This window comes from Aminobacter sp. UC22_36, from assembly GCF_044056035.1.
Classification (GTDB): domain Bacteria; phylum Pseudomonadota; class Alphaproteobacteria; order Rhizobiales; family Rhizobiaceae; genus Aminobacter.
Map to the genome: position 1 here is coordinate 5213273 of NZ_CP171996.1, position 13053 is coordinate 5226325.

3 protein-coding genes are annotated in these 13053 nt (G+C 64.1%); all 3 read left to right on the forward strand.

Annotated elements, in window-relative coordinates; genetic code table 11:
• Positions 1–57 precede the first annotated feature (57 nt).
• The 3 genes from ACHMW7_RS29080 (at position 58) to ACHMW7_RS29090 (ending at position 12750) form a co-directional block, all read left to right on the forward strand.
• A complete protein-coding gene (locus ACHMW7_RS29080) occupies positions 58–11109 on the forward strand; it encodes an autotransporter-associated beta strand repeat-containing protein (protein ID WP_395448798.1) in 11052 nt (3683 codons plus the stop codon).
• Positions 11110–11236: 127 nt separating this feature from the next.
• Positions 11237–11791 (forward strand): invasion associated locus B family protein, encoded by a 555-nt coding sequence (locus ACHMW7_RS29085; protein WP_395448799.1) that lies wholly within the window; start codon positions 11237–11239, stop codon positions 11789–11791.
• 101 nt (positions 11792–11892) lie between these two features.
• On the forward strand, positions 11893–12750 hold the full coding sequence (locus ACHMW7_RS29090) for a helix-turn-helix domain-containing protein (protein ID WP_395448800.1): 858 nt from the start codon (positions 11893–11895) through the stop codon (positions 12748–12750).
• Positions 12751–13053 lie beyond the last annotated feature (303 nt).

Here is a 13053-nt window from a genome sequence, read left to right on the forward strand (position 1 = left end):
TCGTCGGCGACATCGCAAGGCGCGTCTGCATGGCAGCGCGTGATGCGTGGCGGGCGCATGACCAAGTGGAAGGGACAGGCCGCAAGCTTTGCACCAAATGTCGCGGAAATAGTGAGCTTGATCTCGGCCCGCGCGCTCCCTCTCTCGATTGCATCGGTCTTGGCGGTCGGCACGGCGACAGCAGCGGTCGACCGCTACTGGGACCCCAACGGCACTTCGGTCGGACGCGGCGGTACGGGAACCTGGAACGCGACATCTTCGTTCTGGAGCCCGAGCGGCGACGGCGTCTCCGGCCCCTATTCGATGTGGAACAACGGCACGCTCGACACCGCGATCTTCGGTGGCACCGCCGGCACGGTGACGCTGGGCTCGACGATCACGGTCGGTGGGGTGACGTTCGAAACCAATGGCTATGTGCTCAACGGCAGCACGCTGACCCTTGGCGGCGTCACACCGACCATTACGACAAATACCAGCGTTACGGCGACGATAAGTTCCATCATTGCTGGAACGGCTGGATTTACAAAGAACGGAGCCGGCACGCTCGCGCTCAATGGAGCGAACACGTTCACCGGCAATGTCATTCTCGCTGCCGGCTCGCTGAGCGTCGGCAGCGACGCGGCGCTCGGGGCGGCGTCGAACCGTGTGGTGACATCGGGCGGCGCGGCGCTTCTGGCGTCAGGTGATCTGGCATCGAACCGTGTCGTTGAATTGACGGGTGGCGTGACCAGCATCGGCGGCGCAGGCGTCGGCTCGGCCCTGTTTACCGGTGCGGGGGGGCTGCGTATCGTCCAGGACGTAGTGCTGAACAACGACGCGAACGACTTCACCGGCCAAGCCAGCTTTTCGGTGAATGGGGCTGCCTACTTCACGTCGGTTGGCAACGTCGGCGAGGCCAGTTCGCTGGGCGCGGGCGGGACGATCCGCTTCACGGCCACCAATCAGTATCAGGATTGGCTATATTATATTGGCAGCGGCAACAGTTCGAACCGCAACTGGGAGTTTGCAACCAGTGGCGGCACCTCGGGGTCTGTCTTCGTCAACAACGGCACCGGCACGCTGACGCTGACCGGCAACATTGCGGCTATTGGTGCTACGGGCACCGGTATGTCTTTCATGGCCTCAAAAGCGGATTTGGAGCTGCTGGGGGTGATTAGCAGCCCCGCCAATCGCAACTTCGTTTTCCGCGGTGGTGGCGTTGAACGCACCATCACCTTGGGCAATGCCAATACCTATGTTGGAGCAACGGGTATCGGCTCCGGCGGTGCCGTCACGGTGCGCGCGGGTTCACTGGCCGACACTGGCGTCGTCAGTTCGTTCGGCACGGGTACGGCGGGCGGCATCGAAATCTATTCGGACAGCGTCCTGAGCTATACCGGATCAGGTTCGAGCAGCAACCGGGCCTGGACGATCGGCCCTGGCGTGGTCACAGGCGGCATGGGCGGCACGATATCGAATGACGGTACCGGGGCGCTTGCGCTCAGCGGTGCGGTGGAACTTGCCGGAGGAGCGAACGGCGGCCTCAGGCTGGGGGGCAGCTATACGGGCGTGAATACGTTGTCCGGTGTCATTTCCGGAAATGGCACGCTGGGAAGCAGAGGATCGGGCACCTGGCTGCTGACGGGCGCCAACACGCGCACCGGTGCTATCGCCGTGGATGGTGGCACGCTGCGTGCCGGCAGCGCTGCGGCGTTCGGCACGACCACCGGCATCACGGTCAATGGCGGTACGCTCGACCTCAACAGCTTCGATCTTGCGGCATCGACCCTTGCCGGCACTGGCGGCGTCGTCGAACTTGGCAGCGCGACGCTGTCCCTGGGCAGCGCAACCAGCACTGCCTTCGCCGGCAGCATTTCAGGCAGCGGCGGGCTGACAAAGACGGGCTCGGGTGTCCTGACCCTCAGCGGCGCGAACACCTATAGCGGCGACACGACGCTCAATGGCGGCGGCCTGACGCTCGACTTCTCCCAGTCGGGCGCACCCGCTAGCAACATCATTTCGGCCACTTCGACCTTGAACCTGGCCGGCAGTTCGGTGCGGATCGTGGGTGGCGCTGGCGCCGCCAACAGCCAGACCTTCGACGGCCTGAACATTTCTGCGGGCAGCAACCGGATCGTGGCGACCACCGGGGCCGGCGGCAGCGTCACTGTGAACCTCGGCGCAGTCAATCGCACCGGCGGCCTGGTCGACTTTGCGATACCGTCAGGCGCCATCTTCACGACCAGCAGCCTGGCATTGGGCGGCTGGGCGACGGTGAACAATTCCGACTATGCCAAGGTCGACGGTGGGGTCATCACCGCCTTCGAAGAGACGGACTACGTTCACGAGGATAATGCGGCGAACTGGCAGAACGGCAATATCATCTCGGATACGACCGGCTTCTACGGCACTGTCGGCGCCAGCAGGCAACTCGGCGGCCTGCGATACACCCAGCCGGTCGCCACGACGGTGACGATCGCCAGCGGCCAGACGCTCGGCACCGACGGCACGATCATCGTCGCCCCGAGTGTCCTTAACAACAACCAGCTCATCGCCGGCGGTGCGTTGACGGGCAGCCTCGGCGGCGGCGTTCTCGGCCTTCAGCAGAACAGCGCCGGCAACTTCACCATCGCCTCCACGATCACTGACAATGGCGGCGCCATCGGCTTCACCAAGGGCGGAAACGGGCTCGCGACACTGACCGGCGCCAACACCTATACCGGCGCCACGACGCTGAGCGGCGGCATCCTGGCGATCAATACCGTTGCCAATGGTGGGCAGGCGAGCAGCCTGGGCAAATCGAGCGCGGCTTCCTCCAACCTTGTCCTTGAAAGCGGCACGCTGCGCTATACCGGAGCCAACGGCTCCACCGACCGGGGATTCACGCTCGTCAATGGCGGTCCATCGCGCACGATCGACATCGTCAACGGCGCGGCGAACGTCGTCTTCAGCGGTCTTGTCACCAGCCCGGACGATTCCGGGTTCACCAAGACGGGCAGCGGCACGCTGACGCTGGCAAATGGCGCCAACGACTATGTCGGCGTTACCACCGTAAATGGCGGCGTGCTGGCGGTGACGACTCTCACGGATGGCGGCTTGGTCAGCAGCATAGGCATGTCGAGCAGCGACGCAGCCAATCTTGTTCTGGCAGGGGGCACGCTGAACTATCTCGGCGCGACCACCATCAGCAATCGCGGCCTCACCCTTGGGACGGGCAGTGGCGGCATCGGCGTCAATGAAGCCGGTTCGACACTCACCTTGAGCGGAACGGTGATAGGGTCGGGCGGCTTGCGCAAGGAGGGTGCCGGAACGCTGGTGCTCACCGGCGCCAACACCTATGCGGGCGACACTGTCGTAAACACGGGCACCCTGCAGGCCGGTTCGGCCCAGGCCTTCGGCAGCCCGTCCGGCTTCATGACCGTCAACAATGGTGCCAAACTGGAGCTTGGCGGCTACAACGTAACCGTTGCCGGGCTGCTCGGCGGCGGTACGGTCAACCTCGGCAACAACACGCTGACGTCGAGCGGCGGTTCCGCTCACGGTTTCACTGGCAAGATCACCGGTACCGGGGGCTTTACCCGTACCGGCGATTGGACCCAGACCCTGAGCGGCTGCAGCAACGACTATACCGGCAAGACGACGATCTCCGGCGGCAGCGCACTCGCCGTCGATTGCATCGCCAATGGCGGCGTGGCCAGCGGTATCGGCGCTTCCAGCAACGCCTCGGCCAATCTGGTCTTCAACAACGGCACGCTTGGCTATTCCGGTGGCACCGTTACCACCAACCGTGGCTTCACTCTCCAGGGCGGAGTCGGCGCCATCGGTGTCATGAACGCCGCAACGACCCTCACATTCACCGGTCAGGTCGTCGGCGCAGGGACCCTGCGCAAGGACGGCGCAGGCACGTTGGTGTTGTCGGGAGCCAACACCTATACTGGTGCAACACAGATCAATGGCGGCATTCTGCGTGCCAATTCGAGCAGCGCCTTCGGTGCTCCCGCGGCGATGATCCTCGCCAATGTCGCCGGCGCGGAACTCGACCTCAACGGCTTCGACACAAGCGTGACCGATCTGCAACAGGGCGGCGCGCTAGGCGGCAACATCACACTCGGCGGCGCCGACCTGACGATTGCAACCGGCAACAATTCCGCGACCTCCTACTTTGCGGGTGCCATCAACGGCACCGGCAGCCTGATCAAGAACGGCGCCGCAACCCAGAGGCTGACCGGCTGCAGCAGCAGCTACACTGGAAGCACGACCATCAATGGCGGTGTTCTGGCGGTTGCCTGCCTGACCGATGGCGGCACAGCCAGCTCGATCGGCATTTCGAGCGCGGCGGCAAGCAATCTGGTGATCAACGGCGGCACGTTGCGCTATATCGGCACCGGCGGCAGCACGGATCGCCGCTTTACGCTGGGCGCCAGCGGCGGGAACGCGCTCGACGCCTCGGGCACCGGCGCGATCAATTTCACCAGCAATGCGCCGGCCACATTCGCCGCGGCCAACACCGCGCAGACCTTGACGCTGACGGGCACCAACACCGGTGACAACAAGCTGGCCACGCGGCTGACCAACAACGGCACCGGTGTGACATCGCTCGCCAAGACCGGCACCGGCACCTGGATCCTCACCAATCCGGCCAGCACCTATACGGGCGTCACCACTATCAGCGGCGGCGTGCTCGGCGTCGACAAGCTTGCCAATGGCGGGCTGGCGAGCAGCCTTGGTGCATCTTCGGCAGCCGCATCGAACCTGATCATCGGCAACGGCTCGACGCTGCGCTACACCGGAGCGGGCGATACCACCAATCGCCTGTTCACGCTTTCGGCGGGTGTAACCTTCATCGAATCCTCCGGCACGGGTGCAATCGTCTTCACTGACACCGGACCGGTGACACTTGCAGGCGCCAACCAGAACCGCACCATTGCGCTGGGCGGCACGAATACCGGCAACAACACGCTCGCCGGCTCGATCGGCGATGCCGGCACGGGCAAGACCATTCTCGCCAAGAACGATAGCGGCACCTGGGTGCTGACCGGCAACAACACCTTTACCGGCAACACCGTCGTCAACGCCGGCACGCTGGTGCTGGGCAACGGCGGCACAAAGGGCTCGGTTGTCAGCGACGTCATTGTTGCCGGCGGTGCGCTCGCCTTCAACCGCTCCGATAGCTACAGCTACGGCGGTCTGATCTCGGGTGCCGGCGGCATCAGCCAGATCGGTTCGGGGACGACCATCCTGACCGGCAACAACAGCTATACCGGGGCGACGAACGTCAATTCCGGCACCTTGCTGGTCAATGGCAACCAGTCTGCCGCAAATGGCGTCACGACAGTCCGCGCCAGCGCGACGCTGGGCGGAACCGGCATCGTCGGCGGCAACGTGGTCGTCGCCGGCGGCACGCTCGCGCCGGGCAGCAACGGCGCCGGCACGCTCACCATCAACGGCAACCTTTCGCTCGATGCGGCGTCAACGCTTGCCATGCAGTTCGGGCAGGCCAGCACGGTCGGTGGGGCGCTCAATGATCTGATCGACGTCAAGGGCAACTTGACGCTAGACGGCACGCTGAATGTCTCCGCAACGGTGGGCGGCACCTTTGGCCCCGGCATCTACCGCATCATCAGCTACACCGGCACCCTGACCGACCACGGCCTCGACATCGGCGCCCTGCCAAGCGGCACCGGCGTGATCCAGACCTCGGTGGCGGGACAGGTCAATCTTCTGGCCGGCGGGAACAGTTTCAGCTTCTGGGACGGCGACGCCGGCCCGAAGTTCAACGGTGCCGTCAATGGCGGCAATGGCACCTGGCAGAACGGCACCGGCAACGACAACTGGACGGATTCAAGCGGCGTGCTCAACGCCGCCTACAGCGACGGCACCTACGCCATTTTCGCTGGCGCGGCGGGACCCGTCACTGTCGACAACGGCCTTGGCCAAGTGACGGCCGAGGGCATGCAGTTTGCGACGAACGGCTACCGTATCCAGGGCGGCGTTCTCCAACTCGTCGGCCCGCAATCGACCATCCGGGTCGGTGACGGCACGGGGGCGGGTGCCGGCATGACGGCCACCATCGACTCCGTGCTCGCCGGCAACACTCAACTGGTCAAGACCGATGCCGGCACGCTGGTGCTGACCGGCAGCAATACCTATACCGGCGGCACGGCGATCAATGGCGGCACGGTCAGGATCGCCAGCGACGCCAATCTCGGTGCCGCCGCGGGCGGCCTGAGCTTTGGTGGCGGAACGCTCAACACCACTGCGAACATCACGACCGGCAGAGCCGTGACACTGGCGGGCGCGGGAACATTGCTCACCGATGCCGGCACGACACTGACGCTGTCCGGGGCGATGACCGGCATCGGCGCGCTTACCAAGAGCGGTACGGGCACGCTGCTGCTGACCGGCAATGCCACGCATAGCGGCGGCACGACGATCGCAGCGGGTACGCTGCAAATAGGTAATGGCGGGACGACCGGCAGCATCGCTGGCAACATCGTCAACAACGGCGCGCTGATCTTCAACCGTTCGAATGCGCTCCTCTATGCCGGTTCCGTTTCCGGCACCGGTACGCTGACGCAGAACGGCACCGGCACGACGACCATGACCGGGACCAGCACTTATACGGGCACGACCTCGGTCGATGCGGGCAAGCTCGTGCTGCAATCCGGCGGCCAGATCAACGGAACATCCAACTTCAATGTTGCCACCGTTGCGGGCGTCAGCGCAGAAGCGGTCGTCGACGGCCCCGGTTCGCGCATCGTAGCAGGCTTGGGCATTTCCTCCGTTGGAAACAGCGGAACGGGCACCTTGACGGTGCAAAATGGCGGGTCGGCGTCCTTCGGCACCCTGGTTGTCGGTGCCAATGCCGGCAGCGACGGCACGCTCAGCATTGTCGGGCAAAATTCCCTGGTCATCACGACGGGAGGGGCCACGCAAGCGATCGGCTTCGGCGGCACGGCCACGCTCAGCATCCTGGACGGCGGTAAGATGGTCGCTGGCGGTTCCGATGGAATCAAAGTCGGCGTTAGCGCCGACAGCACGGGCACGATCACGGTTTCGGGTGCGCGATCACAGTGGGATGTGACGGCTGCATTGGATGCGCGTCGCGGCTCGGTCACCGTGTCCAACGGCGGCCTTGTGATGGCCGGCTCGGCCAGTTTCGCGGGAGTTGCCAATGGTTTGGCGGACCTGATCGTTACCGGCGCAGGGTCCCGCTTCGAGACGACTGGCGCGCTCACCATCGCAAGCAACGCAACCGCAACCGGCAGCGTCACGATCACCGACGGTGGTGTGGTCGAGGTGGGCACGCTTGCCATGGGCGCTGGCAATGCGGTGCTGAATATCGGCGGGGCGGAAGGCAGTGCGGCCGCTCATGCGGGTAAGCTGGAAGCGGCGGCGGTCACGATGGCCGCGGCCGGCAATCGCATCAACTTTAACCATGACGACAGCAACTATGAATTCGAAGCCGCGATCTCGGGAGCAGGGTTCGTCAACCACAACGGTCCCGGCGCGACGGTGCTGTCCGGTGCCAGCAGCTATGCTGGCGCAACGACGATCAATGCCGGCAGCCTCTATATCAATGGCGACCAGTCGGCGGCGCAGGGGCTCACCACCGTCAATTCCAGCGGCACGCTCGGCGGCATCGGCATCATCGGCGGCGACGTCCTGATTGCCAACGGCGCTGCGATCAATCCGGGTGGTCCTGGCGTCGCGCCGGGAACGCTGACGATCAACGGCAACCTTTCGCTCGCTAGCGGCTCGAAGCTGAATTACAGCTTCGGCCAGGCAAATGTCGCCGGCGGTCCGCTCAACGACCTGATCGATGTCGGCGGCAACCTGGTCTTGGACGGCACCCTCGATGTCGCGACCTCTGGTGGCGGCAGCTTCGATCCCGGCGTCTACAGGGTCATCAATTATGCCGGTACGCTGACCGGCAACGGGCTCACTATCGGCACGATCCCGTCGCCGGACTTCTACCTGCAGACATCGGTCGACCATCAGGTCAACCTGGTCAACACCGGAGGCTTGACGCTGCGCTACTGGGATGGTGCGGCGATGGCCAACAAGAACAACGACACGATCGATGGCGGAAACGGCATCTGGCAAAACGTCGCCGGCAACGACAACTGGACCGAGGATACCGGCGCTGCCAACGCGCCCTTCCAGGACGCGGCCTTCGCCGTGTTCATGGGGGCTTCCGGCACCGTCACCGTCAACAACGGCCTCGGCTCCGTCAACGCCGCTGGCATGCAGTTCGTCACCGACGGCTATGTCATCGACGGCGGTGGCATCAACCTTGCCGGCGCGCCTTCTTCGGTGATCCGTGTCGGTGACGGCACGACCGGAGGCGCGGGGATCACCGCCACCATCGCGTCCGTACTTGGAGGCGCAACCCAACTCGTCAAGTCCGATCTCGGCACGCTGGTCCTCACGGGCAACAACACTTATACAGGGGGCACCGCCGTCAAGGGCGGTACGCTTCTGGTCAACGGCGATCATACGGCGGCCGGCGGCCCGACCGAGGTTGCAGGCGGAACGCTCGGCGGCACCGGCATCATCGGCGGCGACGTTATAGTGGCCGGCGGCACGATCGCGCCGGGCAGCAACGGCGTCGGCACGCTGACGATCAAGGGCAATATGACGCTCGGCGCGGGTTCGACGCTGGCGATGGAATTCGGCGAGGCGGACGCGGTTGGTGGCGCGCTCAACGACTTGATCGATGTCGACGGCGACCTCGTCCTCGACGGCACGCTCCATGTCTCCGAATCTGCGGGCGGCGGCTTCGGCGCCGGCATCTACCGCGTCATCAACTATGGCGGCACGCTGACCGACAATGGGTTGAACCTCGGCACTATGCCGGTGGGCAGCAAGGCCGTGGTACAGACCTCAGTGTCCGGCCAGGTCAACCTGATCAACACCGGCGGCCTGTACCTCAGCTTCTGGGACGGCGCTGCCGGACCCAAATTCGACGGCGTAGTCAGCGGCGGCGACGGCGTCTGGCAGAACAGCAGCGGCAACGACAACTGGACCGATGGTGCCGGCGCGCTCAATGCGCAGTACGACGACGGCGGCTATGCGGTGTTCGCAGGCACGGCCGGTACTGTCACCATCGACAACGGCCTTGGCCAGATCACCGCATCCGGCATGCAGATAGCGAGCAATGGCTATCTGATCACGGGCGGTACGCTGGACCTCGTCGGTCCGCAGGCGGTCATCCGTGTCGGCGACGGGACGACGGCGGGCAGCGCCATTGTCGCGACGATCGCCTCGGAGCTTTCCGGCGCGAGCCAGTTGGTCAAGACCGACCTCGGCACGCTCGTGCTTACCGGAAACAACAGCTACACGGGCGGTACGGCCATCAATGGCGGCACGCTCGAGATCGCGGCCGACGTCAATCTCGGCGCCGCTGCCGGCGATGTCAGCTTCGACGGCGGCATCCTGCATACGACCGCAGACCTGGACAGCGACCGATCAGTCACGCTTGCGGGCAATGGCACGATCGCGACCGATGCGGGAACGACGTTCACGCTGAACGGCCTGCTTTCGGGCACCGGCGTGCTAACCAAGGGCGGGGTGGGCACGCTGCTGCTCACGGGCGACAGCAGCGCCTACCTTGCCACCAGCAAGGTTGCGGGGGGCACGCTCGCCGTCAATGGCATTCTCGGCGGCAAGGTGAATGTCGCAAGCGGCGGCCGGCTCGAGGGCGACGGACATGTCGGTGGCGTCACCAATGCGGGTGTTGTCGGGGCTGGCCACGAGGGCATCGGCACCCTGACCATCGACGGCGACTATGTCGGCTCGGGCGGCTTCCTCGAGATCGAGACAACCCTTGGAGGCGATGCTTCCCCGACCGACCTGCTGGTCGTCAACGGGGCCACCTCCGGATCTACGACGGTCAATGTCATCAACCGCAACGGGCTGGGCGCCCAGACGCTGAACGGCATCAAGATCATCGATATCACCGGCGTTTCCAACGGCACGTTCACGCTCAAAGGCGACTATCTGTTCGAGGGCGATCAGGCGGTCGTGGCGGGAGCCTTCGGCTATCGTCTCTACAAGAACGGCATTGCCGATCCGGTCGACGGCGACTGGTACCTGCGCTCCTCCCTCCTCGATCCCTCGGGGCCGGGTGAGCTCTACCAGCCGGGCGTGCCGATCTATGAAAGCTATGCCGGCTTGCTCCAGCAGCTCAACAAGCTCGGCACGTTGCAGCAGCGTGTCGGCAACAGGGCATGGGGAACCCGCACCGATGGTGCTCGTCTGACCACCGAGGGGCAGACCGCAGCCGACAGCAACGGCATCTGGGCGCGCATCGAAGCGGCCCATGCCGAGTTCGAACCGGAGGTCTCGACGAGCGGCGCCGACTATGACGCCACCACCTGGAAGCTGCAGACCGGGATCGACGGGCTGCTCATGGAAACCGAGGCCGGACGCCTCATCGGCGGCCTGTACGCACAATACGGCACCGCCTCGTCCAGTGTCTGGTCGCGCTTTGGTGTCGGTGGCATCGACTCCACTGGCGTCGGCCTGGGGGCGACGCTGACCTGGTACGGCGAAAACGGGTTCTACCTGGACGGGCAGGCGCAAGTCACGTGGTACGACAGCGATCTGCAATCGGCGACGGCCGGGCGCAGCCTGGTCGAGGGGAACGACGGCGTGGGCTACGGCCTCAGCATCGAGGCGGGACGGCGCATCGCCCTCTCCGGCAACTGGTCGCTGACGCCGCAGGCTCAGCTGGCCTATTCCTCGGTCCGGTTCGACGACTTCACCGATACGTTCGGGGCCGATGTGTCGCTTGGCAGCAGCCGCAGCCTCGTCGCTCGCCTTGGTATCGCTGCCAACCATGATGTCGAATGGCGAGACGGAGATGGGCGCATCAACCGCGCGCAACTCTACGGCATTGCCAATTTGTATTACGACTTGCTGGGCAGGTCAGAGATCGATGTCGCCGGCATGGCTTTCGCAAGCCGAGACGATCGCCTGCGCGGCGGCCTCGGAGTCGGCGGTTCCTACAACTGGGCCGGCGACAAATATTCGGTCTATGGCGAGGCGCATGTGAACACGAGCCTGGAGAACATCGGCGGCAGCAATGCCATTGGTGGCACCGTCGGCTTCCGGATGAGCTGGTAGCACCCACTAGCTATAGAGCCATACGCGTCAGGGGCGCTGTGGCAACTAACCCTCGATCGCGATGGGTCACGCTCGTAACGGCGTGGCCCACCGATGCCAAACTCACCAGAACGAGTGCAAGAACACCATGAAGACCTCCAGATTTGCTGCCCGGCATTTTTTGCTCGCATTGAGCGCCGCGACGTTGACGACCGCCGCCATGGCCCAGACGGCCGAGGGCGTGCAGGCGCCGAGCACATTGTCCGAAACCTACGAGGCCTGGACCGTGCAATGCGCCAATCGAGCGGAAGGAGAACAAATCCAGCGCACCTGCCAGATGAGCCAGGAACTGTTGCAGCAAGGTACCGGCCAGCGCGTACTCATGGTTGCAATCGGCAACGCCGATCAGGGCGGCGCCAAGGGGACGATGGTGCTGCCGTTCGGCCTGCGTCTGTCGGACGGCGTCAGCGTCAACATCGCCGAGGAAGAAGTCCTGCGCGGTGCCTACCGCACCTGCCTGCCAGCCGGATGTGTCTCTGAGATCGACTTGTCCGAGGAGCTACTCGGGAAGCTCGCGAATGCCGAGGCCGCCAGCGTGCTGATGACTGCCGACAACGGCCAGCCAGTGAAAACCGACGTCTCGTTGAAGGGTTTCAAGCCGGCCTATCAGCGATTAGTCGTGTTGGCAGGTTCAGGTAAGTGACTCCCTGAAACAGGTTGAGGGTCAGAGACATGAAGATCATTCCTTTTCGAACATAGTCTAGGATCTCAGAGTAGCAGCAGACAGCACCGCGATTCGCCTCCATGAACATTGCACGAACGGCTCTCGACTTCATTCCAGACAAGGATCGCAGCCTGATCGTAACGTTAAGTGGCGGGGCTACCCATTCTATCCGGTCCGCCACCTCGCTCTCCTTCATTGCCGAGAGCCACTATGCGACGGTCTTTTTTGCACCGGCGCGAAAGGTGAGAGCAGCAATCGATAGCAGCACCATGCAGGAGTTCGATGTGCCGGCAGGCGCCCTTGGCATCGTGCCCGCCGGAAGCGAGGCCGCAACGGTCTGGCCTTCGCGAAAGGAAAGCGTTTCAGTGGTAATCACGCCAGCTGCGCTGGCAGCCCTTTCGGAAGGGGAATATGACGGCAAGACTTTCGCACCGCGCCCGACGATGGCCACCACAATTGACTTGAACGCCTTGCATTTGGCCAGCCTGCTTAGATCGGAGCTTACGGAGCGACCCGCCGCGAACGAACTGTATGTCGATTCGATCGTCACCTTGTTCGGCATACATCTTCTGAGAAACTATTCTCAGGCCGAGCATCAGGCGACCGCGGCCCGCGGGGCGTTGTCACCACGCAATGTACGGCGCATCAGGGAGTACCTCGCCGAGAATTTCACCAGCAAACTGCTTGTGGCCGATCTGGCCGCGGTTTGTGAATTGTCACCGCGCCATTTCATTCAGGCCTTCACCAGGTCCTTCGGCAGGCAGCCACATCAGTATCTGATGGGTTTGCGATTGGATTTCGCCGAACGCCTGCTGGTCGAAGGGAAGCTGACGGCCACGGAAGTTGCCCTGCTCAGCGGCTTTGCCAGCCAAAGTCACCTTACCTATACGCTCAAGAAGCACCGGGGACTGACACCGGTCCAGGTCCGGCAGGGGTAGCCAGCCAGCAGTGTTGAGGAAAGCTTGTAGGGCAAGGATGGACGGGCAGAGAAAGCCCCCCAACGCCGTTACCGGCAAGAAATCGGTGGCGGAACGTCCGCGCTGGTCAGATCGCGTCGATGCGCTCAAAGAGGCTGAATATGCGCTTCTGACAATATTGGCCTCGAAGCCGCCAGTCCGCTCCCGACCCCCTAAGCTACCGGGCAGCGACGAGCCCATCTTGGACACCCACACCGACTTCGTCGGCGATCAAGAGCAGACATCGCGAGTGCCGGTGTCATAGGCGAGTTTTGCGCTAGAAAT